This window comes from Slackia isoflavoniconvertens, assembly GCF_003725955.1.
GTDB classification, from domain to species: Bacteria; Actinomycetota; Coriobacteriia; order Coriobacteriales; family Eggerthellaceae; genus Slackia; species Slackia isoflavoniconvertens.
This window is the reverse complement of sequence record NZ_QIBZ01000001.1, coordinates 1-24,824: the sequence shown is the minus strand read 5'-3', so window position 1 is coordinate 24,824 and position 24,824 is coordinate 1. Positions and strand designations below refer to the sequence as shown.

The 24,824-nt window shown below is 56.9% G+C and carries 17 protein-coding genes; 3 read left to right on the top strand and 14 right to left on the bottom strand.

Features of this window, described 5'->3' with window-relative positions:
* Positions 1–428: 428 nt before the first annotated feature.
* The 3 genes from DMP05_RS00095 to DMP05_RS00085 all read right to left on the bottom strand — a co-directional run bounded on the left by DMP05_RS00095 (position 429) and on the right by DMP05_RS00085 (position 3,410).
* The gene (locus tag DMP05_RS00095; RefSeq protein WP_244594973.1) at positions 429–1,634 is read right to left on the bottom strand and encodes a cysteine desulfurase family protein; all 1,206 of its coding nucleotides are present in this window, start codon (positions 1,632–1,634) and stop codon (positions 429–431) included.
* Positions 1,635–1,639: 5 nt separating this feature from the next.
* A complete protein-coding gene (locus tag DMP05_RS00090) occupies positions 1,640–2,254 on the bottom strand; it encodes an iron-sulfur cluster assembly scaffold protein (RefSeq protein WP_123218638.1) in 615 nt (204 codons plus the stop codon).
* A gap of 103 nt (positions 2,255–2,357) precedes the next feature.
* Complete coding sequence (locus tag DMP05_RS00085) at positions 2,358–3,410, bottom strand: hypothetical protein (RefSeq protein WP_244594972.1); 1,053 nt, start codon at positions 3,408–3,410, stop codon at positions 2,358–2,360.
* Between the two features lie 315 nt (positions 3,411–3,725).
* On the opposite strand from DMP05_RS00085, the gene DMP05_RS00080 reads away from it, so the two are divergent.
* Positions 3,726–5,153, top strand: a complete 1,428-nt coding sequence (locus DMP05_RS00080) for a response regulator transcription factor (RefSeq protein ID WP_244594971.1) — start codon at positions 3,726–3,728, stop codon at positions 5,151–5,153.
* A gap of 190 nt (positions 5,154–5,343) precedes the next feature.
* Positions 5,344–5,475, top strand: coding sequence for a zinc-ribbon domain-containing protein (locus tag DMP05_RS10260; RefSeq protein ID WP_123218637.1), 132 nt, complete (start codon positions 5,344–5,346; stop codon positions 5,473–5,475).
* A gap of 122 nt (positions 5,476–5,597) precedes the next feature.
* Here the strand turns inward: DMP05_RS10260 and DMP05_RS00070 are convergent, their stop codons facing one another.
* The 4 genes from DMP05_RS00070 to DMP05_RS00055 all read right to left on the bottom strand — a co-directional run bounded on the left by DMP05_RS00070 (position 5,598) and on the right by DMP05_RS00055 (position 10,329).
* The gene (locus DMP05_RS00070) at positions 5,598–6,305 is read right to left on the bottom strand and encodes a DUF554 domain-containing protein (RefSeq protein WP_123218636.1); all 708 of its coding nucleotides are present in this window, start codon (positions 6,303–6,305) and stop codon (positions 5,598–5,600) included.
* A 79-nt stretch (positions 6,306–6,384) separates the two neighbouring features.
* Complete coding sequence (locus DMP05_RS00065; RefSeq protein ID WP_123218635.1) at positions 6,385–7,704, bottom strand: MFS transporter; 1,320 nt, start codon at positions 7,702–7,704, stop codon at positions 6,385–6,387.
* A 150-nt stretch (positions 7,705–7,854) separates the two neighbouring features.
* Complete coding sequence (locus DMP05_RS00060; RefSeq protein WP_123218634.1) at positions 7,855–9,606, bottom strand: sensor histidine kinase; 1,752 nt, start codon at positions 9,604–9,606, stop codon at positions 7,855–7,857.
* 3 nt (positions 9,607–9,609) lie between these two features.
* Positions 9,610–10,329, bottom strand: a complete 720-nt coding sequence (locus DMP05_RS00055; protein WP_123218633.1) for a response regulator transcription factor — start codon at positions 10,327–10,329, stop codon at positions 9,610–9,612.
* 818 nt (positions 10,330–11,147) lie between these two features.
* On the opposite strand from DMP05_RS00055, the gene DMP05_RS00045 reads away from it, so the two are divergent.
* The gene (locus DMP05_RS00045; protein ID WP_123218631.1) at positions 11,148–12,479 is read left to right on the top strand and encodes a coproporphyrinogen III oxidase family protein; all 1,332 of its coding nucleotides are present in this window, start codon (positions 11,148–11,150) and stop codon (positions 12,477–12,479) included.
* A 278-nt stretch (positions 12,480–12,757) separates the two neighbouring features.
* On the opposite strand, the gene DMP05_RS00040 is transcribed toward DMP05_RS00045, so the two are convergent.
* The 7 genes from DMP05_RS00040 to DMP05_RS00010 all read right to left on the bottom strand — a co-directional run bounded on the left by DMP05_RS00040 (position 12,758) and on the right by DMP05_RS00010 (position 24,436).
* Positions 12,758–13,981 (bottom strand): MFS transporter, encoded by a 1,224-nt coding sequence (locus DMP05_RS00040; RefSeq protein WP_123218630.1) that lies wholly within the window; start codon positions 13,979–13,981, stop codon positions 12,758–12,760.
* A 208-nt stretch (positions 13,982–14,189) separates the two neighbouring features.
* The gene (uvrB, locus tag DMP05_RS00035; RefSeq protein WP_123218629.1) at positions 14,190–16,349 is read right to left on the bottom strand and encodes an excinuclease ABC subunit UvrB; all 2,160 of its coding nucleotides are present in this window, start codon (positions 16,347–16,349) and stop codon (positions 14,190–14,192) included.
* A gap of 130 nt (positions 16,350–16,479) precedes the next feature.
* A complete protein-coding gene (gene coaE / locus DMP05_RS00030) occupies positions 16,480–17,073 on the bottom strand; it encodes a dephospho-CoA kinase (protein WP_123218767.1) in 594 nt (197 codons plus the stop codon).
* A gap of 70 nt (positions 17,074–17,143) precedes the next feature.
* Positions 17,144–18,175: a 3-deoxy-7-phosphoheptulonate synthase gene (locus tag DMP05_RS00025; protein ID WP_123218628.1), complete on the bottom strand. Its 1,032-nt coding sequence runs from the start codon at positions 18,173–18,175 to the stop codon at positions 17,144–17,146.
* A 401-nt stretch (positions 18,176–18,576) separates the two neighbouring features.
* Positions 18,577–19,920 carry an acetyl-CoA carboxylase biotin carboxylase subunit gene (accC, locus tag DMP05_RS00020; protein ID WP_123218627.1) on the bottom strand — a complete coding sequence of 448 codons (1,344 nt, stop codon included), beginning with the start codon at positions 19,918–19,920 and terminating at the stop codon, positions 18,577–18,579.
* Positions 19,921–19,923: 3 nt separating this feature from the next.
* Complete coding sequence (gene accB / locus DMP05_RS00015; protein WP_123218626.1) at positions 19,924–21,810, bottom strand: acetyl-CoA carboxylase biotin carboxyl carrier protein; 1,887 nt, start codon at positions 21,808–21,810, stop codon at positions 19,924–19,926.
* Between the two features lie 1,177 nt (positions 21,811–22,987).
* On the bottom strand, positions 22,988–24,436 hold the full coding sequence (locus tag DMP05_RS00010) for a TFIIB-type zinc ribbon-containing protein (RefSeq protein ID WP_123218625.1): 1,449 nt from the start codon (positions 24,434–24,436) through the stop codon (positions 22,988–22,990).
* Positions 24,437–24,824 lie beyond the last annotated feature (388 nt).

The window sequence follows — 24,824 nt, the reverse complement described above, 5'->3', positions numbered from 1 at the left end:
CAAATAGCCGCAGTTTTGACCACGATTCATGGCGAACTGGTCAAAACTGCGGCTATTTGTAAATGCACCGAACTATCTGTTGGAGAAACGGACCATCGCGGCGTATTTTAGAAAGACCTGAGCTCTTTCTAAATTGGGCGCAGCCAAAGTTTCCACGAGCACCGAACGCCTTCAGATACCTCAATCGCGGCAGCAAACCGACCAACATCATCGCAGGCGCGAGCGCTCCCAAGCCGCGCAGGCCCAAGACTACGCAAACTTTGGCATTTCCGCGCAGACGCGGCCTCCTTTCGCGCCTTATCCAGAAATCAACTGCGGCGCAGGCGCATCCACGCGGGCGCGGGCTTTCTACCCAAGCCGAACGCTCTGCACGGGACCCCGGCCAATCTAGGCGGCTCGTGCGTCTACCGACAAGCAACTTCAACAAGCTAGAAACTCGAAAGATCAAGCAGCGCGAAGGGTTGCAACTGCTCACTGCAGGCCTTCAATGCGCCAACCGTATAGTCAATATCGTCTTGAGTCGTTTCGTTCGAGAGCGAGAAACGAAGGGCGCTCTGGGTACGTTCGGACGGCAGCCCCATCGCAACAAGTACGTGCGAGGGCTCGCCTTCATGGCTCGAGCAGGCGCTTCCGCCCGCCGCGCACACGCCCCGCTCGTCAAGCAACTCGACAAGCGAAGCCGAATCGATGCCCATAAACGACACGTTCAACGTGCCGGGCACGCGCGGGGCCGCACCGTTTACCCGGGTGTTGGCGATTTCGGCAAGAATGCGACATTCCAATTCGTCGCGAAGCGCCGCAATGTGCGCGGCGTCGCTTGCCATATTCTCGCAGGCCTCACGCGCCGCAGCTGCCATAGCAACGATGCCGGCAACGTTTTCGGTGCCGCCGCGCATCGCGCCTTCTTGATGGCCGCCATCCATGAAAGGCTCCAGAGGTGTGCCTTCGCGAACATACAAGAAACCAACGCCTTTAGGGGCATGGAATTTATGGCCTGAAACGCTCAAGTAGTCCACGCCCAAATCGTCCACGTTCACAGGAATGTGAGCAAACGCCTGCACAGCATCGCAGTGGAACCGAGCGCCTGCGCCATGCGCGATTTCGCCCAGACGGGCAATGGGTTGAATTGTGCCTACTTCGTTGTTGGCAAGCATAATCGAGGCCAAATCAGCCCCGTTGCCAAGTGCCTGAGCAAACGACGCCTCGTCGACCATACCGCCATCGGTCACGTTCGCATACGCGACATCGAATCCCTCGCCAGCAAGCGCCTGCGCGCTGTTCAGCACAGCAGGATGCTCGAACGTCGAAGTCACGAAACGGCCTTTGCGGCCCTTCGCTTTCGCCTGCGCACGCATGCTTCCTTTTATGGCCCAATTATCCGATTCAGTACCACACGACGTGAAATAGACTTCATGCGGCGCGGCGCCAATGAGCGATGCGATTTCCTCGCGAGCCCGCTCAACCGCAGCGCGGGCCTCGCGAGCCTCCGCATAGAGCGCGGAGGGATTGCCAAACGAACCGCGCAAAAACGGCTTCATGGCCTCAAATGCCGTATCGGACACGCACGTAGTAGCGGCGTTGTCCAAATACACGCGCCGTTTTTCGGTTTTTGTTATTTTCATCTGCGTTCCCATGATGGTTACGCCTCTTTTGCCGCGCGAAGACGCGATGCGACCTCCAAATCGACCATAGAATTTCGCAGCGAGCAGTTCTCGCACAGCACGCAATCGAGCGATGCGTCGTCGCAGGCATGCGGCCGAGCGAGCATATCCTCAAACGTGACACCCTGGCGAATAAAGAAGTCACCGCATACTCCACGAACGGCGCACGCCGCATAGCGAGCCGTATACGACTTGTCGCGAGGAACAACGCCGCGCGCTTCTGCCAAAAGGTCGGCAGAGATGGCGGCGGCTTCTTCCACCGTTTTGCCCTCCATCCAATACACCGCTGCGCACGCGGAGGCAATCATGGCCAAACAGCCATGTGCGCGATAGCCCGCCTGTTCAATGACATGCGTCTCGGGATTCACGCGCGCAAACAACTGCACGGCAATGGTACCGTGTTTGGCCGAACCCGCCATGCCAACGGCATTCACGCCCTCGGGCACACCAGTTTTCTCGGTATCGGCCACAAGCGCCAGGGCCTCATCGGAATAGCCCTCAACGCCATTATCGTTGTCAGTTTGGAACACGTCCCTCGTACGAATATAAGGTTTGCCAACAGGCGCTCCACCAAGCATATCTTCCGGTTTCATTGTTCCCCCTCTTCGGCGCCGTGAGCGCCGTTCGTTTCATATCTCCTACGCGCCTCGTTTGCGCGTTAAAGCCAATTCACGTTTGATCGAAAACACACTTCACCTACACGTTCATGTATCGTTCGACCGAATACCACTCCGCCAAAGCTTTCGCCTGGGCATCGGACAAGTAATCGGTCGAATAGAAATATCGCTCGCCGTTGCTCGCCTCGCATGTATTAATGTCGGGATACGAGCCCGACTCCTGCACGGCTTGCCAAGCTTGCTCGATTTGCTCGGCATTCCAATAATATGGCTTGCTCGAAAGCGATGCCGCGAGCATGGGGCGCGGATACAGGCGAGATTCCTCGCGCGCGTTATCGACAAGCGTCAAAGCGTCATCGCCCTCTTCAGCAAGAAACGCCCAGTGCGCATATGTGTCGGTCATGTAGTCGCTCGAGTACAGATACGTCTGCTTTCCCTCGAGCACCTTGATGTCATCAAGCTTCCATTCGGGGGTCTCAATTTCAGAATCGAGGGAATCGCCCTCGTCAACAGACGGAGCATTCTCATCAGCGGCTTCATCCGCTTTAGAGTCAGATGCCGCGACGTCTTCGACGCTGGAATCGGCACTTACCGCATCCGCGTCCGCATCCGCTACGACAGCCTGCGCAGCCTCCTCGGCGACCTTCTTGGCCGCGGCCGACGCAGCCTGTGCAGCAATAATTTCGTCGAATGCCAAGTCGGAAAAATCAACAGGAATCAAATGATCGGGCACGATGCCCGCCGCAGCCCACGTACCGGGCGTCGTGAGCTTGCCTTCGTTCGAACGCTCGCGAATCATGCTGAACGCAGCGGCAAGAGCATCATGCTCGGCTTTGGCCTGGCGCTCTTCGGGAGACATCTCTTCCTCGATGCGCTCCTCTTCCGCAGCGACCTCGGCAGGGTCGTAAAGCCCCGCCTCTTTCAAGTTTGTCGCCCCCGAAGCGGCAAGCATTTGGGCCAGGAATTCTTCTTCAGGCGTGCGATCCGCCGATGAAGCCTCCTGAAGCTCGCTCGCCTCTTCGACAACGCCATCGCCCGGCTGAAAACCTGTACCCTCACTGCTCTCGTTAGCAGCATTCGGTATAGCTTTTCCCCCTTCAGCCGTCCAGGCCGCCTCGTTTGCATCAGTCATGAGCGATCCCCCTCACGTACGTGCTTTCGCTTCATCAAAATGAAACACAATTCAACGAAACCAATATTGCCTAGACGTAAAATGCCCCTATACCCTCTTTAAGGGCATTTATAGGGTACAAAGCTCGAGCTATAATTGCCTCGTTTGAATCCCCGTTACGCGCAAGGGGGCACCGCGCATGATGCACAGGGGATAGAAGGGGGTATCGTCAATCAGGGCGAAGAGACAAACGCCGCCGAGCAACAGAGAGGAATTGCCGGCACGGAAATTACAAAAGAGCTGCTTTTGGCCCTCCTGCCAACCTCAATGGGGCTCATGCTGGCACGAACCGGCATGATTGTGGGCGCATACGGCAGCTACATGGGGACCGATGCAGGAATTTATACCGACGGGGCGTCGTTCATCTCGCTCGTTCCGTTGCTCATACTCATGGTCGTGCTTGGCCTTACCGACAAAACTATCCCCAAGCGCGCCATCTTCCACAGCACAAACCTTTGCATCGCGCTCGAAGCAATAGGAATCGCCGCAGTCGCGCTCATCGAAGCGCATGCACCAGGCTTCACCGTGGCACGCATGGCAGCGTCGACCCTCGTAACCGCATCGGCATGGATTTGCATGTTCTATTGGCTGCGCCGTTGCCGCGGCGCATCATGCACGACAGCCATCATCATCGTGTTCGGCGCCATGATCGCCAGCGAGACGATTCTGTACGTGTTCTCGTTCATTCCACGCATGGTTCACTGCCTCATCTTTGCAATGGCAGTACTCGCGCAATACGCCGCCATCGCCGCCGCAAGGCACAAACCGCTGCCCGCAGAAATTGATATCAAATCAACCTCGCGCGGCTATTTCCATTTCGCTCAAAAGAACGCCGACAGCGTGCGATTCCTCGGCATTATTGCCATAGGATCGTTCCTTATGTCCATCGCCATAGGCTTTTTAAAGGGTTTTCCCGACGGCGACCCCATCCCATTCACACGCGTCACGCGGCTGCTATACACCCTTCTCATCGATGGCGTATTCATTGGCCTGCTCTGGGGCACCATCAAAGGCAAGAAGAACGCCATGACCATTGGCACCTGGGTCGTTATGCAAGGCTTGGGATCCATCGCCCTTTTGCTGTTCGCGCTCTTTCCCGAGCGACTCGATATTGGAGCCGTATTTGGCAACGCCATGAACGTCACCATGACTGGCTTCATTCTCTATCTAATCATCGCGTTTTCCAGCTATGGACACCGCGACGCGTACTACTACGCAATCGCCGGCTGGGGCGTTTTCATTTTTCCGCGCTCGCTCGTGCGCGTGACGAGCATCGCACTTTACGCCCAGTTCCCCTCAACTTCGCTGCCGACGGCGCTGTGCGGCGGATTGCTGCTTATTTCCGCCCAGTTCATCTTCCTTCAATTCCTTATGCTCGAACGAGACGAAACCGCCGCAACCAAAGCGACTGCGATAAGCGTGCAGCGATTGCTCGGCATTAAGGACGAAGCTGCCCCCGGCACCGAAATGCGCAAGGCAATCGTACGTGCGAGCGCTCAGGAAATGCAGAAGCAATTCCTGCTTTCCGACCGCGAAACCGAAGTGCTCACGCTCTATGCCATGGGCCTTACGCAAGCAAAAATCGCCGAAGAGCTCTGCATCGCGCCCGGCACGGCGCACACGCACGTGAAGCGTATTTATTCGAAAACCGACCTGCATTCCCGCCAGGCGCTTCTGGACTACATCGAGCGATACACCGATTAGCTTCCGCCGAAGAAAAACCTGCGCGCGAAGGCCCGACTATGACCCGCATCAGCTCATGAATCGCGCCTAAAAAGAGAACGGGCTCTCGACGAAAGCTTCGATTTTTACTCGGTTAGCATCTCTATTTCGTTGTTGCGATTTCGATATGATAGGTTCAACGAAGATTGCACCGAGAAATGAGGGGTAGCCGATGTTCTGTACGAAATGCGGCGCGCAACTGCAAGACGACGCGAAATACTGCACTGCATGCGGAGCGCGCGTCGCCCACCCGAACGCCGCCTGCGCGCAAGCCGACGAAATGAAACGGAATAGCGGCTTCTAAAGAAAACGCCGAGCCATCTTAAAGACGGCTCGGCGTCAAATGTTCTAGGCTCCGCAAAAGAGCCAAGGGCGAATCGAATTCAAGAGCGCTTCGGCCGCACGTAAGGGCGCGAACCGCTTCGGCTACATCAGGCCGGGAATCGCGCACAGCGCAATGGGAAGAAATGCAGCGGGCAGAAAATTCGCTACCTTAATATCGGTGATTTTCAGCATGTTCATGCCAATGGCGAGCAGCAACAAGCTACCCGCGCACACCATTTCGGCAATCACGGCATCGGTAAGAAGGGGCGCAAGCGCGCTGGCGGCCAAGCTCAACGCCGCCTCATACACGAACACGCACACGCCTGAAAACGGCACGCCAACGCCCAACGTCGTGGCCATCACCATAACCACGACCATGTCGATAAGGGCCTTGGCGTACAGCGTGGAGTGGTCGAGCTGCAGGCCGCTTTGCAGCGACCCAAGAATCGCCATGGCTCCAATGCAGATGAACAGCGTGGCGGCAACAAAGCCGTCGGAAAAGTTGCCGAGCGCCGTCGACCCCTTGAATGCGGCGTCGAGCTTGCGCTGAATCCAATCGCCAAAACGGTGAATCGCCGCATCAATGTCGATCCAATAGCCCAGAATGCCGCCAACAACGATAGAGAGCACGGTAATGGTGATGCTTTGCCCCTTCACCATGCCCTGCACGCCCACGAGCATCACGCACAGGCCCAGGCCCTGCATAAGAAAATCGCCCAGCTTCTGCGATACACGACGCTTGAACACCAAGCCAAGCACGCCACCAATTACCGTGGCAATGCCGTTCACCAACGCACCCAGAATGACCACAGACGCCCCTTTTCACACAACGATGCGGCGCACCTGCGAAGACACGCCGCATCGATTAATTCATCAGGAGGATTTTCGCCTATTCGACAGCGTTTTCAACCGTCGGGTTCGTTTTTCTTACATCGATCTCATCAAAAGTGGCGGCGACTTCGCGGTCGAGTTTGCGAAGCGACGGCAAAAGGCCAATCGCCAAACCACCCGCCGTAACCACCACGCCCGAAATCACGAACCACATGGCAACGCCGGTGAATTCTGCGCAGGTGCCCGCGAGGCCCAAGCCGATAGGCGAAGAAAGCGCCGTCACCGTGCTGAACAGGCCCATAACGCGACCGAGCTTTTCGGGCGGAACGCGCTTTTGCACCACGGCGAGAAGCGGGCCGTTGTACATCGATTCAACAACGCCCGAGATTGCCGTGAGCACCGCGAACCAGAAGAACATACTCGGCGAAAGAAGACCCGTAGCAATAAGGATGATGCCCGAGAACGTGCCCGAGAACGCCACCACGCGCAACAAGCGCTTGCCGCCGCCCCATATAAACAGGATGGCGATGCCGACAAGCGAGAACGCGCCATATATGCCCTCGATGAGCGAAGCTGCATAGCCGTCGCCGTGGAAGTGGTCGTACGTCATAAGTGGGAAGAGTGAGTTGATGCCCGTATACATGGCCATAATCGCCATGACGATGCCGCACAAAATGAGCAGGCCCCTATCGGCGCTCAGCGTCGCAAAACCTGCCTTCAAGCTTGCGATAGGATGGCGCGCCTCGTCGGAATCGTCGTGGAAATCGGGAATCTTCGCAAGCGCGAGAGCCAAGCACGCAACGGCGCAGCCGGCAGCATTCAGGAACAGGACCATCTGGAAGCCCACCACGGTGTACAAGAAAATACCGAGAACCGGGCCGACCACAAGCGCCATAGACCACAGGCTCTGATTCATGGTATTCACGCGCACCACGTGCTTTTTCGGCACGAGCAGCGGCATCGTGGATTCCATGGCGGGCATATGGAACGCCTGGCCCACGCTGCGCAGCGCGCCCATGATAAGCACGAGCGGCACCGACACATGGCCCATGGCGATAATCATGCCCATGATCAATGCCATGGTTCCCACGAAAGCATCGGCGGCGATGAGCACGTACTTGCGATTGAAGCGGTCGGCCACCACGCCGCCGAGCGGGGCGAGCAAGCCCTGCGGCAGCATGGAGCACAGCGAAGCGAGCGCCAGCATGAGCGCCGAATCGGTCGTTTCGGTCACAAACCACACGCCTGCATAAATAGAGGAATATGCGGTAAGAATGCTCGCCGCCTGGCCGAGCCAAATAATGACAACCGTCCTCAGCCAGTTTTTCGGCAAGGGTGGATGATCGAATTCCTTCACTTCAAGCTGCTGTTCAGACATGTTCGTTACTCCCTTTATGGCGCGCCCCGCGCACCTTCATCTTTGTGCAGGAGATACCCTAAACTATCCCATAATGGGAGAGTCAACGCCTTTCGCGGATTCTTCGCACCGTTGCCCGTGCGTTTACAAAAGCCCCACGAAGGAGATTCCCTACTTCGACGCAGGAATATCGATTACAAAGCGAGTCACGCCATTTTCGCTCGTCGCATCGATGGTGCCGTTATGGGCCGCGACGATCTCTCGCGCAATCGCCAAACCGAGGCCCGCCCCGCCCTGGCGCGTGGCACGCGCGTCGTCTTCGCGATAGAACTTTTCGAAAATGCGTTTGAGATGCTCGGGGCTGATTTCGCGTCCCTGGTTCGTGACTTCGATCTTGAACGCCCCATCGGGCTTGGCGTGAGCGTCAATCGAAATGGTCGAATCGGGGTCGGCATACGCCACCGCATTTTTAATCACATTCGAAAGCACGCGCGCCATTTTCGTAGCATCGGCAAATACCGTATCGCCCTCGGTGGCGTTCACCTTCAAATCGATTCCGCGCGCTTCCGCTTCAGGATAGAAATCTTCCGCAACCTGATAGCAGAACAACGCCAAATCGAAGCGCTCGCGCTCAATGGAGATGGCGCCTAAGTTGTAGCGGGTTATCTCGAAAAACTCGTCGAGCATGGCATCGAGCCTGTACGCTTTCGACAGCGCCACGTGAGCATATCGCTGACGCTGCTCAACGGGCATATCGGGCGCCTCCTCGAGCAACGTGAGATACCCCGTGATGGAAGTGAGCGGCGTTTTGGTATCGTGCGCCAAATAGGCCACAAGCTCGTTCTTGCGACGCTCGGCGGCAACGGCGGCGCGCTGCTCAGCATCGTTTTTGCGCTTGATATCGTTAATCGATTCCTCGGCAAGAGAAAGCTCGCTCGGAAGCTTGAGCGACGCGCCTTTGTCAACGAGCACCGCGCGCAGCGAAACGAACAGGTCGTCAAAATAGCGCAGGCTCTTGCGAATGGCAAACGCCATAATCACGAGAATGCCCGACAAAAACAGCGTAATCGCCACGGGGTACTTCAGGGCGCGAATGTTGTTGTACGATGACAAATCGCGCTGCATTTGCTGACCGCCCGCATATGTCACCGTCTCGATGCCCGAGCCCGCATCGTAGGCATAACGCACAACCACCTGGGAAAAGTCGGAATCGAGCGCAGCTGCTGCTTCGTCATAGAGCGAATCGACCTGCTCGGGCTTATTGTCCCAATCTTTCGTAGCCGACCACAACGCGTCGTAGACGTTGGCGGCCTGGCCTAAGTTGCGCGAATCAACGGCGGAAACAACAACCTGCTTAGCCGCCTGGGACGCATAAGGCGCGCCCACAAACGACAGGCTATCGCCCTGAACCAAGCCCTGAGAGGCGGACGCCGCGTATTCCCCGGCATCGGCCGGTTGCGACGAGATGGTGTACACAGTTTCAGGATTGGCGCCTTCCGTTTGCACGTTCTTGGCGTTCGCCGCACTCTGCGCCAAACCCCAACCCGCATCGGGAACCGCGGTGTCGATGAGCTCGTGCAAGTATTTGCGCACCACGTCGGCTTTAAGCTCGTTTTCTTTCTGTATGAACCACTCGTCGTTTTGCACGCCCGCCACATCGGCCGACACGTACTGCCACGGAGAAGTTACCTTAGCTACTGCCTCGCCCACTTGAGGCAGAACGATAATATTAACCGCCATAGCGATCGAGAAGAAAACAACCGCATACACCACCGTGGCCGCGAAAGTATTGCGAACGATGCGCTTCACGAGAATGCGCGTTTGTTCGGTCACATGCATTTTAGGCGACTCGTGCCTTTTGCGTGCGACTCGCGCATGTTCGGCCTTGTCGGCACGGGTCTCGTTTTCCGAATCACGCTTCATGGGCTAACCACGGCGTTTTTCGGGAATGCGATAGCCAACGCCCCATACGGTCTCGATGAGCTCTTCAGAAGAATCGACCTCGGCGAGCTTTTTGCGCAGGCGACGAATATAGACCATGACTGCATTGTGAGACGAAGACGTGTATTCCTCATCCCATACGTTTTCGAACAGCGCCTTTGACGAAACAGGAGCCCCACCTGCGCGCAAAAGCTCGGCCAGGCAATCGAATTCCTTCGGCGTAAGAGAAAGCTCGCAGCCGTGCAAGGCCGCCGTATGGTTTGTTTCGTCGAGCTCGATGCCGCTCACCGAGAGCACGTCGCTGGGAGCGGGAGCCGCGCTGCGGCCACGAAGGCGTGCTTTAAGGCGGGCGACGAGTTCGCGAGCCTTAAATGGCTTTGTCACATAATCATCGGCGCCCAAGGTGAAGCCAAGCACCTTATCGAATTCCTCGGTTTTAGCCGAGAGAAACACAATGGGCATGTCGGTATTTGAGCCGGCCGCACCGCCGCGAATTTGACGGCAGACTTCGAAGCCATCGATTCCGGGCATCATAATATCGAGTATAGCCAGGTCAAATACCTGAGCATTAAGCAATGTGAGGGCCGCATCGCCCGAATGGCAACACGTGACGGCAAAACCCTCACGTTCGAGCACATGCTTGAGAAGGTCGGCGACCTCAACTTCATCATCGCATACTAATATGTTCGCTTGGTTCATATCCATGGGCGGAATCCTATCATGAGGGTGCAGAGCGCCCGAGCGCTCCTCTCCATTTTAAGGTTTTGTTCAGAATTATTCAGCCTTTTATCAGGTGCCCTTATGGGATTTTCAACACGCCCCACCCTTATTATGGAAACCGTCGAAGCGGCAAGCATCCACCCTTCCATCGCGCAAGAGCCGCTCGACTCGTGCAAAGCACGATTGATAAACGGCCGGTATTCCCGTTCCCTTCCCTTTGGAGCCGGCCGTGAGCTTGAAAACTCGGCGCTCGGGCATATCACCCTTCCGGCCACGAGCGCATCCTTCGGGGCTTTCCTCCCTCCCGGCCCCGAAGTCCCTTCCCGAAAGGTCGCCGCTGGCGGCCTTTCGGGATTGAAGAGCCCGTATCGCCTCGTGGAAGCAATCGCATTCAAGAACGCCCGCATAGCATAGGCTTGCCGATGCACGAACCCAACCAACGAGTTTCATCCTTCCCTGAAGCGCATTCCCATAATGAGAAGCAAACAAGCGCGCCACCAGCAGAGCTATTCAAGAGTCCTCCTGGAAGAACAGCCGCATCATCCCCCCATCTGCAAACCATTACATTTCGTTCGCATACGTTGGTCGTGTTAACTTTTCAACAACAATTCGGTTTACGGTTGCTTTTGCATACCTAAGCGGTAGTATGCTCAAATGCAAAACAGTACGTTGCCTTGGGGTAGTCTGGGGAGGCTTGGCAACGTGGTGTTCGCCGCGTATAGATTCGCGCATGCGTGCACGCCTATACGCCAACAAGACCGAACCGCCTTACGGCAACACGATCAAACGCAAGGAGCGCTTTCATGCTGAGCGAACGCATGCTCACGGGGATCGTCAAAAACATCACGAAGAGCCATCTCATCATCGACCCCACGACCGAGAAATTCCTGCCTGGCCCCGAACCGGGACGCAAATACATGCTGTACCTGCACGTACCTTTCTGCGAGGTGCTGTGCCCCTACTGCAGCTTCAACCGCTACCCCTTCCGCGAGACAACCGCGCGACCGTACTTCAAGAATCTTCGTCGCGAAATGATGATGCTCAAAGATATGGGCTACGACTTCGAAAGCCTATACTTCGGCGGCGGCACGCCTACTATTTTGCTCGACGAACTCTGCCGCACCATCGATATGGCAGGCGAGAACTTCAACATCAAAGAAGTCGCTTGCGAAACCAATCCAAACCACCTTGTAGACCCTTGGCTTTCGGCACTGAGCGGCCGCGTGAATCGCCTTTCGGTGGGCGTGCAAAGCTTCAACAACGAGCTGCTCACGCAAATGGATCGCTGCAAGAAATATGGTTCGGGTGAAGAGATTCTCGAACGTATCGGCAACGCAGCATCGCGTTTCGACTCCCTCAACGTCGACATGATTTTCAATTTCCCTTCTCAAACCGAAGAGATTTTGCTTGACGATATCGAGAAAATCAAGCAATGCGGCTGCCGTCAGACCACGTTCAGCCCGCTGTATGTTTCAAGCGCCACAACACGCAAGATGGAGCAGTCGCTCGGCACCATGGACTATAATCGCGAGTTCGAGTTCTACAAGATGCTCGACGAAGGCCTTTGCGGCGGCGATACCCCTGCATTCAAGCGCGAAACCGTGTGGACGTTCAACCGCTTGAATGAAAAGGGCGAGCAAGACCACGAGCTGCCCGTAGAGGAGCTGCAGGTAAGCTACGACGAATACCCCGCCATTGGCTCGGGATCGATTTCATATCTGAACGGAAAGCTCTACGTGAACACTTTCAGCCTGCATGAGTACAACGAGGCGATTGAGCGCGGCCATATGTCGATCATGGGTCAGATGCCCGTGCGCGAGCACGACCACATGCGCTATTGTTTCTTGCTCGGGCTCTATCAGCTGCGTTTCGACAAGCGAGCCTTCAAAGAGATGTTCGGCAAGAGCGTCGACGCGGCGATGCCCGTTGAAATGGGCTTCATGCGCGCAAATGGCGCATTCGATGTCGACAACGAGGAATGCCTCGTGCCTTCAACCATGGGGCGCTATCTTACGCTCGTGATGTATCGCCAGTTCCTCAGCGGCATGAACAATCTGCGCGACCAGGCCCGAGCGGCCCTTACCGGCCCTGAGCACGAGCTGCTTTTCGGCGAAGGCGTGCCTGTGACCGCATAGAGCGGATTCCCCGCTCCCAATTACGCATACTGCGGCCCTCTCGAGGGCCGCTTTTTTTGCGTCACGGCACGAGCAATGCCAAAGACACTTCATGCACGCGAACGTGGCCAAAAAAAAGAGGTGCGGTTTAAACCACACCTCTTTTTTCATGAACAGTATTGGCCACGCATGCAGACAGACCGCCGTGCAAAGCCCGATGAGCGTCAAGCCTATTGGTCGGTAGCATTAAACCTCGCGACCAGTACACTGGGCAATGCGTGAGAGCGAAATGCCGGTCGCTATTCGAGCGTAGCGCCCTTCTTCTCGGGAATGAAGAACATCGCGATGAAAGCGACTACATAGATGCAGGAAACGCAGCCGATGGCGAAGCCGAAGCCATGGCCAGCAGCGATCATCGGAATAACCACCGGAGCGGAAGCGCCACCGATGAAACGGCCAGCGTTGTACAGCGCGGTTTGCGCGGTACCACGCATCTCAGTCGGGAACAGCTCGGCGATCAGGGTACCGTAGCCGCCAATCATGCCGTTGGCGAACATGCCCATGAAGAAGCCGCCGATGAGCAGCGCCGTGGGATCGGTGAGCTGGCTGTAGATGATAATCATCGCAGCAGCGCCAACCTGGAACGTCCAGAACGCAGGACGACGTCCAGCCTTGTCGGCCAAAAAGCCGAAGGCAGAAATGCCGATCATCATGCCCAGAACCGTCACGGCGGTCCACAGACCCGTAGACGTAAGGCTCAGGCCGAGCTCAGAGTTCAGGTACTTGGGAAGCCACGTCATAATTCCGAAATAGCCGGCATTCTGAACGGTGCACAGAATAATGATGATGATCGAGAACTTAGCACGCTCGGGTGTGGCAAACAGGTCGCTCAGCTTGCCGTGGGCCTTGCCAGAAGCCTTGTGCTCCTCATAAATCGGCGGCTCGGGAACGAACGCACGAATGATGATTGCGATAATGGCGGGAATAAAGCCGACCACGAACAGGCCGCGCCAGCCAAACGCCGCAATGATGGGCGCAGAAGAGAGCGAAGCGCACAACACGCCAACCTGGAAGCCCAAGCCAACGGCGCTCGTGCTTTTCGCGCGATTCTCGGGGCTCGAGACCTCGGCGGCAATTGCCATGCCCAGGCCGAACTCGGCGCCGATGCCCAAGCCAGCGAGGAAGCGGCAAAGGGCCATTACCTCGAAGTTAGGCGCGAAGGCCGAGCCCAGGGTGAACACGCCAAAAAAAATGACCGAATAAGTAAGAACTTTAATTCGGCCATATTTGTCAGCAAGTTTTCCGAAAATCAAACCACCAAGGAAGGCGCCAGCCAACGTGATGGAGGTAAGCATGCCTGCGGTGGTATTGTCGACGGCGAACGTCGCCATGATGCCGGAAAGTGCGAAGCTCAAGATCATAAGATCCAAGCCGTCAAGCGCATGGCCCACAGCAGCCGAGAAAACGGCCTTGCCTGCATAGTGCTTCATTTCAGAAGCCTTGCCTTTAGAATGAGTGCTCATTGCTCCCTTTCTGCCGATTATTGATAAATCTTCATTATATTAAGGGAGGACGCCATAAAAATAAAGCCTAAATTTGCACATTTTTATGCAGCTTGATGAATTAACGCGCAGGAAACAAACGCCCGTCCACCTATGGCGCGGGACGCGCGCCTCCATGCGCCGTGCAGCATTCCGGCGAACGGCGCTTGAGCCTCAAAAACGATGAAGCTTAGCTGCGGCGCGCGCTGCCGTAGGCGGAATTCTTGCGGTTGCCAAACGCACTCCCCTTGCGAGCCGTCTTCTTCAAGTCGGCGAGCACGTCTTTCTCCGATTCGCCTTGCATCTGAGCTTTCAAGCGCACCACCTCATCACGAAGTTGCGCGGCGCGCTCGAAATCCATCGCCTGGGCGGCGGCGGCCATATCGTCTTCCATGCTTGAAATCACACGCATGACTTCGCCGCACGAAAGCTCGGCAAGCTGTCGGTTCACCTCTTCGGCACTGCGCACCTGGTTTCCGTCGCCATCGTTCATGAAGCCCATGACATCGTTGATAGCCTTCTTGATGGTTTTCGGCGTTATGCCGTGCTCTTTGTTATAGGCCATCTGAATCTCACGGCGGCGACGCGTTTCAGAAATCGCTTTGTCCATGGAATCGGTGATTTTGTCGGCATACATAATCACATGTCCATGATCGTTTCGCGCAGCGCGGCCAATAGTCTGAATAAGGCTGCGGTAGTTGCGCAGAAAACCCTCTTTATCAGCGTCAAGAATAGCCACGAGCGACACTTCGGGCAAATCGAGGCCCTCGCGCAGCAGATTGATGCCCACAAGCACGTCGAACTCGCCACGGCGTAAATCGCGCAGAATCTCGACGCGCTCGAGCGTCGCGATGTCGGAATGCATATAGCGAGCACGAATCCCCTGATCAAGAAGATGGTCGGTAAGATCTTCCGCCATTTTCTTCGTGAGCGTGGTAATGAGCACGCGCTCGTTAGCACTAGCGCGCTCGCGGGCTTCATCGATAATGTCGTCGATTTGGCTCGCAATAGGCCGCACATCGATATCGGGATCAAGCAACCCCGTAGGGCGAATAATCTGCTCGACCTGCTGCTGGCTGACCTTTTCCTCATAGTCGCCCGGCGTGGCCGACACGTAAATGAACTGGGGCACGCGTTGCTCGAATTCGTCGAAGCGCAAAGGGCGGTTGTCAAGACAACTCGGCAAACGGAAACCATGTTCGGCGAGCGTGACCTTTCGACTGCGGTCGCCTTCGTGCATGCCACGAATTTGCGGCACCGTGACGTGGCTCTCGTCGATGATGCACAGGAAATCTTTCGGGAAATAGTCGAGAAGCGTATACGCGGGCTCGCCTGGCGCACGGCCGTCAAGATGCCTCGAGTAATTCTCGATGCCGCTGCAAAAACCCATGGTTTCGAGCATTTCCAAATCGTAATTCACACGCATTTCCAAGCGCTGAGCCTCGAGCAGCTTGCCTTCGGCTTTGAACTGCGCCAATCGATCGCGCAACTCGTCTTGAATGGTTTGAATGGCTCGGTCCATTTTCGGGCGAGCGGTAACGTAATGCGACGCAGGCCAAATGGGCAATGCCTCGAATTCGTTGAGCTTCTTGCCTGTCACGTTGTCGATTTCCTGGATGCTCTCGATTTCATCGCCCCAGAATTCCACGCGCACCGGATTGTCGGCATACGGCGGAAACACATCAAGCGCGTCGCCGCGCACACGGAAGGTTCCACGCTTGAGTTCATAATCGTTGCGATCGTATTGGATATCGATAAGCTCGTGAATCACATCGTCGCGCTCAGCGGGCTTTTCCTTATCGAGAAACACCGCCATGCCCGCATAGTCCATCGGCGAGCCAATACCGTAAATGCAGCTGACCGACGCCACCACGATCACATCGCGGCGAGATAGCAGGCTCGATGTCGCAGCATGGCGCAGCTTCTCGACCTCCTCATTGATCGATGCGTCTTTCTCAATGAAGGTGTCGGTCGAAGGCACGTACGCCTCGGGCTGATAGTAGTCGTAATACGAAACGAAATAGACCACTGCATTATCGGGGAAGAATTCCTTGAGCTCGGCCGCAAGCTGGGCCGCAAGCGTTTTATTCGGCGCCATGACGAGCGTGGGCTTCTGAGTTGCCTCGATGACTTTCGCCATGGTGAATGTTTTGCCCGAACCCGTGACGCCCAAAAGGTTTTGGTAGCGCAGGCCACGCTCTACTCCGTCGGCGAGCTTTTGAATGGCCTGAGGCTGATCGCCTGAAGGATCGTAGGGGCTCACAACGCGAAACGGCGCGTTCGCAAGACGCACTTCGGGCAATTTGCCCTCCATGGCGGCGCCTTCGATATTGCTCAAGTGGCTGCTCATGCGAACTCCCTTTCACGCGGTGCGACCCTGCATCAATCCATGCTACCACAAAACGAACAGATGTTCGTAAACGCATCGCAAATAAAAAAGGCGCCGCATGCATCGACGCCTTCCCCATGATCATTCGAATTTACTGCGCCATAACGGCGTCGTACACGCGCTTGACCTCTGCCTGAGCAGATTCAAGGTCGCTGCCGTTGTCAATGGTGAAATCGGCGATCGCCGCAAGCTGCGCGTCGGTTTTCTGCAAAGCGATGCGACGGCTCACATCGACGGTCGATTGGTCGCCACGCGCACAAGCGCGTTCCATGCGAACGCACGCGGGCGCCACCACAGCAACCAGAGCGTCGGCCCAGCGCACATCGCGCTTGCTCTCGACGCCCGTGGTAACTTCCACAACCACCATGTCGTGCAGTTGGCCCAGCTCGCCAATGCGGCGACGGCACTCCTGCATAATGACGGGATGTGTAATGGCGTTAAGCCATTCCGTATGCTCGGGCGTATCGAATGCGGCGGCCGCGAGACGGCTGCGCACCACCTCGCCGCGCTCATCGAATACATTCGCGCCGAACGTGCGCGCAATGTCGTACTTTACGCCAGGAGTCGTAAGCACGAAATGGCCCACATCATCCAGATTGATGATGCCCGCGCCCAACTCGGCAAACATATGGGCAATGGTCGATTTCCCCGACCCAATGCCGCCAACAAGCGCGATGGTTTTCATCGCCACCTCCAATAATTAAATCCCAAGTCAAGCAAACGTCAGCGATTCGCCGCTCGGCGGAACGGCGAAATCAGCACTTCTCAGCGATGTGATAAATCAGGCTTACCGTATCGTACCATCCCAAGCACGGATCGGTGATCGATTTGCCGTATTCCATGTGCTCGGTGATATCTTGGCGACCCTCCACCAGGTAGCTTTCGACCATCACGCCCTTGATGAGCGTGCGCAAATCTTCGTTATAGTTGCGATTGTGCAGCACCTCGCCCACGATGCGAATTTGCTCTTTGTGCTGCTTGCCCGAATTAGAATGGTTCGCATCGACCACCACGGCGGGATTGGCAAGCCCCTTCTCGCCGTACATCTTCCACAAGCGAATGCAGTCTTCGTAATGATAATTCGGATGCGTCGTGCCGTATTTGTCAACGCCGCCGCGCAGAATCGCATGCGCCAGAGGGTTTCCATCAGTGGTCACATCGTGCGTGCGATAGATGAAATTATGCCCATGCTGCGCCGCAACAATGGAGTTCAGCATCACTGAGAGATCGCCCGACGTGGGGTTTTTCATACCGACAGGAATATCCATGCCGCTTGCGGTGAGGCGATGCTGCTGGTTTTCAACCGAACGCGCGCCTACAGCCTCATAACTCAAAATATCATCGAGGTAGCTGCGATTTTCCGGATACAGCATCTCATCGGCGGCGGTGAGTCCGCTTTCGGCCATAGAGCGAATGTGCATGTGGCGAATCGCCTGAATGCCAGCAGACAAATCGGGCGCGGCCTCGGGGTTTGGCTGGTGCAGCATGCCCTTGTAGCCCTCTCCCGTAGTGCGCGGCTTATTGGTGTAAATGCGCGGAATAATCAGCAGCTTGTCAGAAACCTCGCGCGCAAGCTCGCCCAAGCGACTCGTGTATTCGCACACAGCGTCTTCGTTATCGGCAGAGCAGGGGCCGACGATCACGAGAAACTTGTTCGAGACGCCCGTAAATACGTCGCGAATCTCAGCATCGCGCTTGGCCTTCAAAGCCTTCAGTTCTGGTGCGAGCGGCAGTTCTTCTTTAATCTGCGCCGGATCGGGCAGTGCCGAATTCACGTGCATTCCCATGAGGAATTCCTTTCCATATGAAAAAGGCCGCAAAACGCGACCATGAGTAATGCGCAAACGAGTTTCCCCATGGTAACGCAAAACCGCGGAAAATGAGCGCTCCGCCGAATCGAGGTTGAATCCCATAGCGAAATACCAGAGATGCGTTCCCACGTTTTATCGCAAAAGAACGCGCCGTGCACCCATACATCCGATTGCACGTTCGTCCGGTCGGCCTATAGACCGGTTTGCTCCATGCGTCGTTTGCCCCATGCTTCTATTTGGCCCATAAGCTTGTTTGGCCCATCGCCCACTTGACCCCACAGGCTCGTTTGTTCCATGCGTCCCAAAACAACGGAAGCCCCCATATGGGGGCTTCCCGACGTTGCACAGGTAATCGCTCTAGAGAACGGCGCGATTCATTACAGCCCCGTGACCTCGATGAAGTCGGTATGAGCTTCACCACGTTGGAAGATTTCGTTTTCCAGCACCGCCTGATGGAACGGAATCGTAGTCGCAATGCCTTCGATATTGAACTCAGAAAGCGCGCGACGGCCACGGGCCAGTGCTTCATCACGATCGCGGCCCCATACGATGAGCTTCGCCACCATGGAGTCGTAGAACGGCGAGATAACCGAACCCGCCTGAACGTACGCTTCGACGCGCACGCCCGGACCGCCCGGAACATCGAAACGCGTAATGGCGCCTGGGCACGGACGGAAGCCGTTTTCCGGGTCCTCCGCATTGATGCGGAATTCGATTGCGTGGCCATTCGGCACAAACGGCGCCTCGTCGGCGCAGCTCATAGGCTCGCCCGACGCGATGCGCAGCTGCTCCTTAATGATGTCGATGCCCGTGATTTGCTCGGTCACAGGATGCTCGACCTGCACGCGCGTGTTCATTTCCATGAAGTAGAACTTGCCGTCGTTGTCGAGCAAGAACTCGATGGTGCCCGCATTGCGGTAATCGACCGCGCGAACGGCTTTAACGGCGGCCACCGCCATATTGCGACGCAAGGTCTCGTCAAGCGCGGGCGACGGGGCCTCTTCGAGCAGCTTTTGGTGACGACGCTGAATGGAGCAGTCGCGCTCGCACAGGGCGATTTGGTGGCCGAAGTCATCGGCAAGCACCTGAATCTCAACATGGCGAGGACGCAATACGAGTTTCTCGATATACACGTCATCGTTTGCGAACGCGGCCTTCGCTTCGGCCTTCGCCGCCATAAACGCATCGGCGAGCTCTTCGGGCGCGTGCACTTCGCGCATGCCCTTGCCGCCGCCGCCAGCAGATGCCTTGATAAGCACCGGGTAGCCAACTCGCTCAGCGAACTCGCGCGCATCATCGACGCTCTCGACTACACCGTCGGAACCAGGAACCGTAGGCACGCCGCACATCGTCATGGTCTCACGCGCAGCCGCCTTATCGCCCATTCGGTCGATGCACTCGGGGGCGGGGCCGATGAATACCAAATCGTTGTCAGCGCATGCGCGTGCGAAATCGGAATTCTCAGCCAAGAAGCCATAGCCCGGATGCACAGCCTGGCAACCCGTGGTAGTTGCCGCGGCGATGATGTTCGCCATATTCAAGTACGACTTGCCAGCAGGAGCCGGGCCAATGCATACGGCTTCGTCGGCATAGCGAACGGGCAGCGTGTCTTTGTCGGCCGTGGAATATACCGCAACCGTTTTCACTCCCAGCTCGCGAGCGGCGCGCATAATGCGCAACGCCACTTCGCCGCGGTTGGCGACAAGAATTTTGTCGAACATGCCTTACGCCCCTTCGCCCGCGACGGCCTGGCCATGCGGCTCAATCCAGAACAGCGGGGTGCCGAACTCGACAGGCTCGGAATCTTCCACGCAAATCTCGCGGATGGTGCCCATCTCGGGAGCGGAAATCTCGTTCATGAGCTTCATGGCCTCAACGATGCACAGCGTCTCACCCGCAGCAACCTCGTCGCCCACCTTCACAAAGGCCGGAGCGCCAGGCTGGGGAGCGGCATAAAACGTGCCGACCATGGGGGCGTTCACGCATACCCAATTTGCCGGATGCGCGGCAGCGGCGGGTGCGGCGGCAGGAGCCGCAGCGGGCGCGGCGACCGGGGCAGCGGCGGCAACAGGAGCCGCAGCAACGGGAGCAACGGCCGCGGGCACGGAACCAGGCATGCGGACATTGATGCGCATGCCGTCTTCCTCGACGGAAATCTCGCCGACGCCCGACTCTTCAACGACTTTCAGCAGTTCGCGAATCTGGTTGATATCCACGTAATCGTCCTCCTTGGTAAGGCTGGATTCGTTCTCCAGCAAGAATTCAACTTTCTCGGTTGCGCGGTGCTTCGAGAGGAACGTGCGCGCCTCGTTCGGGAACAGGGCATACATGAGCACGTCTTCTTCGCTCTTCGCCAAATCGCCGATTTCCTCGGCGAGCTCGTCGAACGTCGTGGTGTTCAGTGACGCGGGCGAAACATCGGGCGACAGCACTTCGGAATTGCCGACAACCTTCTGATAGATCGCAGGATCGATGGGGCCCGGCGCCTTGCCGTAGTAGCCGCACAGGTAATCTTTCATTTCCTTGGAAACAATGCTCCAGCGCGAACCGGTAAGCACGTTGAACACGGCCTGCGTGCCAACAATTTGGCTCATGGGCGTCACAAGCGGTGGGAAGCCGACCTCGGCACGCACGCGCGGAATCTCGCGAATAACTTCGTCAAGGCGATCGGTCGCCTTCTGAATCTCAAGCTGGCCCATGAGGTTTGACATCATGCCGCCAGGAATCTGGTGGGAGTACACCTTCATATGAGTGAGCGAAGAGACGCCGCGGTTATAGTGGCCGCGCTTGCGCACTTCTTCCCAATACTCGGCAATCTCGAACAGCAGCTCCAAATCATAGCCCGTGTCGTAACGGCTTTCCTGCAGAGCAGCAACGATCGTCTCGACCGCGGGGTGAGAGTTGCCGAATGCAAGCGGCGCGCTCGCAGTGTCGCAAATCGCCGCGCCCGCTTCCGCCGCTTTGATGATATTCATGGGGGCCATGCCGCCAACATAGTGCGTATGCACGTGCACAGGCAGACCAATTTCGGCGTTGAACGCCTTCACCAGGCGCTCGGTGCGATACGGAGTAAGCAAGCCCGCCATGTCTTTGATGGCGATGGAGTCGGCGCCCAAGTCCTTCAGTTTCTGGGCATACTCCAAAAAGCCATCGAGCGTATGCACGGGCGATACGGTGTAAGAGATAGCGCCCTCGAACCAGCCGCCGCACGCCTTAATAGCCTCGGCGTTGTCGACGACGTTGCGAATGTCGTTCAGAGCGTCGAACACGCGGAACACCTGAATGCCGTCTTTTTTCGCGCATGCGATGAAACGGTTCACGATGTCCTTGGAATAATGCTTGTAACCTACCAGGTTCTGGCCGCGCGACAGCATGGCCAAATCGGTGTTGGGCATATGCGCCTTGATGGAACGCAGACGCTCCCACGGGTTCTCGTCAAGAAAACGCAGACACGTGTCGAACGTCGCACCGCCCCACGCCTCAACGGCCCAATACCCTACTTTGTCCATCTTCGGCAAGATGGGCAGCATGTCGCCAAGCGACATACGGGTAGCCCACAAGCTCTGCTGGCCGTCGCGAATGGTGGTATCCATCAATTGCAAACCAGGCATGCTTCACCTCTCACTTTCCCTATAAGGCCGCGCACATGCACGGCAGCATGAAAGCGGCCGTCGGATGCGCGCTGCCTCACGCGGACCCGACGCCCGCTTACAAACATATTTACATTCCGAAACCCCCAGAATGACGCCTCTAGTATACCGAGCCTCGCGAACGAATTCTCTAGACAAACGGGTATACGGTCGAACTAAGGCGCTCAAGCACTATATCGCGCGATAGTGCCTTTTGTCGAGACGGTAGCAGCCACGTTACACTTTAGAAAAGAAAGAAACATAAAGATCTGCCCAAACAAGCAGCAGCACTTATCAATCCCCCGCAATTCAATGACGGTTCGGAGCGAACGCAACCAAGGCAGGCCGACCGACCCGAACGAGAAGCGCGCCCGAAACTTGTGGACACGAAACGTCGCGCGGCCGTGCGAAGCAACATGGGCTAAAGCCCGCCAGCGTAAAACGATTTGCTTAAAAGTGACAAAAGTTGCGAATTCGGGGGCATAAAGCCGAGGAGGCTTTTCTGTACAAACGAGTAACCCCAGGTCACGATTGGTCGATGCGGAATCCACGAAAGGCGGTTGGACTTACAACGTCCTATTTCGCCAAAAAGGGCCTTTCAAAGCCCCCGAATTCACAACTCTTGTCACTATTTGCACTTTTCTTTTACGCTGGATGGCAATGCGCCGATGATCGACGCCACGACTCTGCTTGGCGAGACGCGAACGCGGATCGACTGAGCCCAATTGCCATGCCAACTGCGGCACCAGCTGCCGCGCCGAGCCAACTGCGGCAACGGCCAATCGCGACACCAGGTAAGTTGCCGTGCCAGATTGGCTGGTAAGCTGCAGCGCCAAGTCGGCCACAGCGCCATGCTAGCCGCAATAGCGAGCCAACCGCGACGCCAAGCCAGTTGCAACGCCAAATCAACCACAACATCAAGCCGAACGGGGCTCCGGGCAAGATGCAATTCCAGACCAAATGCCCGCAGCGACTCCGGGTCGGTTACCGCACCGAGCCAGCCCGCTTGAACTCAGCCACAACCCGCGCCGCACAAACCCAAAATGACCCAGGAATGCGTCGCAAAGAGCCCCAAACATGTCATATGTCGCGGTGACCGAAAGCCGCCGCGACATATGTTCGGCTTGAAACCTTGGGTTTCGCTAATTGCTGGGTTTGGCTAATCGTCGTTCTTCTCGATGCGGCGGCGCGTCTCGTATTCACGCACGAAATGCTCGCTTTCACCGGTAAGATTCAACCCCTCAAACGATCGATAGGCCTGGGCATCGCTCGCCACTTCGGCGGTTTTCATTTGATTGTAGAAAACGATACACGCAACCGCCGCAACCACTGCAGGAATCACGCCATCCACGAATACGCTCGCCAGGGTGTCATCGAATTGGAACACGCCCATATCGAGGCCGAACAGCACGGCGGCAAGCGCAACGAAAATACCGAAGAACCACGCCGCAACCTTGAACTTTGCAACGGGCAAATCGCCAACGAATCGGCCTGTTTGTCCATTCATGGCGAACAGGTAGTCATTGCCCTCCCACGTGGTATGCAGCATCCACACCGGAAGAAGCGCCTGCATGCAACCCGTCATCTGCGTCGTGGAGTGCACGATTCCCGTATCGACGTAATCGTAGCCCGTAATCGTTGCACGCAAATCGTGCTCGAAGGAATGGCGCATGCGTTCTTCGGCGCGGTTGGAACACACTTTCGAATCTTCGTCATAGCGCTCGGCAACATAGCCCGGCAAATACGCGACCGAGAAAGGTTTCATCTCGTCGAAATCGTACGGCTCGATCGCATCCATGTGCCCGTCGGGCATTTTCGCCGAACCGTCAACGGGAACTCGCTCGAAATCCAAATCGCCCGCACGATAAGCCTCGTAGACCGTCGTACGCGTTACTTCCTCATCACCCGAGCGATAGGTGCGCTCGTTGCGGCACTCAAACGTGCCGCTTCCTTCAACCGAACCATCGTAAAGCCAGAACGGCACATATACGCCCTGGATATGCTCGACTTTGTTCGCGGCGATAAATTTCTTTGGCAGGAATTTTTTGCCCTTGTAATAGTCATTCAACGCAGCAACTGCAGCGTCTTTGTCGAGCTTGAACGGCACCACACCATCGGGGCGTGCCATGTCGACGAACGCGCCCGGGGTCACTGCGGGGTTGCCGCAATATGGGCATTCCGAAACCGCAGTCGTTGCATCGCACGTAATCTCCGCGCCGCACGACGAGCACGTCATCGACCGCAAACCGTCGCGCTCGCCTTCGTTCCACGAGGCGCGCGAGAGAAACGACGCAATGGCCTCATCGCCCTCGCTTGCGTGGCCGCTTGTCGCAGCAGCGGCATTCAGCACATCCTCGGTCAAGGCCACCGCAACGCCGTCGGCTGCGCCCATGGCCTCAAACGCGCTCATCTCGCCGGAAGCCGCACGCTCGGCTGCGGCCACCGCCGACGCATCGGCCTTAGACTGCTTGGCGGCATAGTGCGCCTCAATTTGCGCAACTTCAAAAGAACTTTCACAGTAGTCGCAGACCATGAGGCCTTTCGACTCAGAAAAATGCAGGGGTCCACCACATGCGGGGCATTGGTAGTTCACCGATTCGACAGCCATGAGAACTCCTATCTTTTAGTTGTTGCATTTGGGAGCCGAATATCGAATGCTTTCAGATGCAATGCAGACTCTGGCGGGCAGGGATGCCGACATGACGGCTGAGGCGACGGGTGCGACCTCGCAAAGGAGAGTGGCATCCTGCCCCGTTCGGGAAAGGCCGCGAATTAGCTGGATGAGGGGCGACGCGCCACCTCGGATCCCTTTTGGGAGGTTGCGGTCCCGGGCGCTCGGGCAGGCCCCGCCGCATCGCAGAAGGGAGCAGGGAATGATCTACGCGGGTGTGGACATCGCCAAGACGGACCACGTCATAGGGGCGGTCGACGAGCGCGGGGCGGAGATGCGCCCGCCGATGCCGTTCGAGAACACCGGGGCCGGGCTCGAGAGGGCC

Coding starts and splice junctions, on each gene's coding strand:
- DMP05_RS00095 (WP_244594973.1), bottom strand. CDS start 1,634: ATGGGAACGCAGATGAAAATAACAAAAACCGAAAAACGGCGCGTGTAT.
- DMP05_RS00090 (WP_123218638.1), bottom strand. CDS start 2,254: ATGAAACCGGAAGATATGCTTGGTGGAGCGCCTGTTGGCAAACCTTAT.
- DMP05_RS00085 (WP_244594972.1), bottom strand. CDS start 3,410: ATGACTGATGCAAACGAGGCGGCCTGGACGGCTGAAGGGGGAAAAGCT.
- DMP05_RS00080 (WP_244594971.1), top strand. CDS start 3,726: ATGCTGGCACGAACCGGCATGATTGTGGGCGCATACGGCAGCTACATG.
- DMP05_RS10260 (WP_123218637.1), top strand. CDS start 5,344: ATGTTCTGTACGAAATGCGGCGCGCAACTGCAAGACGACGCGAAATAC.
- DMP05_RS00065 (WP_123218635.1), bottom strand. CDS start 7,704: ATGTCTGAACAGCAGCTTGAAGTGAAGGAATTCGATCATCCACCCTTG.
- DMP05_RS00060 (WP_123218634.1), bottom strand. CDS start 9,606: ATGAAGCGTGATTCGGAAAACGAGACCCGTGCCGACAAGGCCGAACAT.
- DMP05_RS00055 (WP_123218633.1), bottom strand. CDS start 10,329: ATGGATATGAACCAAGCGAACATATTAGTATGCGATGATGAAGTTGAG.
- DMP05_RS00045 (WP_123218631.1), top strand. CDS start 11,148: ATGCTGAGCGAACGCATGCTCACGGGGATCGTCAAAAACATCACGAAG.
- DMP05_RS00040 (WP_123218630.1), bottom strand. CDS start 13,981: ATGAGCACTCATTCTAAAGGCAAGGCTTCTGAAATGAAGCACTATGCA.
- uvrB (WP_123218629.1), bottom strand. CDS start 16,349: ATGAGCAGCCACTTGAGCAATATCGAAGGCGCCGCCATGGAGGGCAAA.
- coaE (WP_123218767.1), bottom strand. CDS start 17,073: ATGAAAACCATCGCGCTTGTTGGCGGCATTGGGTCGGGGAAATCGACC.
- DMP05_RS00025 (WP_123218628.1), bottom strand. CDS start 18,175: ATGGGAATGCACGTGAATTCGGCACTGCCCGATCCGGCGCAGATTAAA.
- accC (WP_123218627.1), bottom strand. CDS start 19,920: ATGTTCGACAAAATTCTTGTCGCCAACCGCGGCGAAGTGGCGTTGCGC.
- accB (WP_123218626.1), bottom strand. CDS start 21,810: ATGCCTGGTTTGCAATTGATGGATACCACCATTCGCGACGGCCAGCAG.
- DMP05_RS00010 (WP_123218625.1), bottom strand. CDS start 24,436: ATGGCTGTCGAATCGGTGAACTACCAATGCCCCGCATGTGGTGGACCC.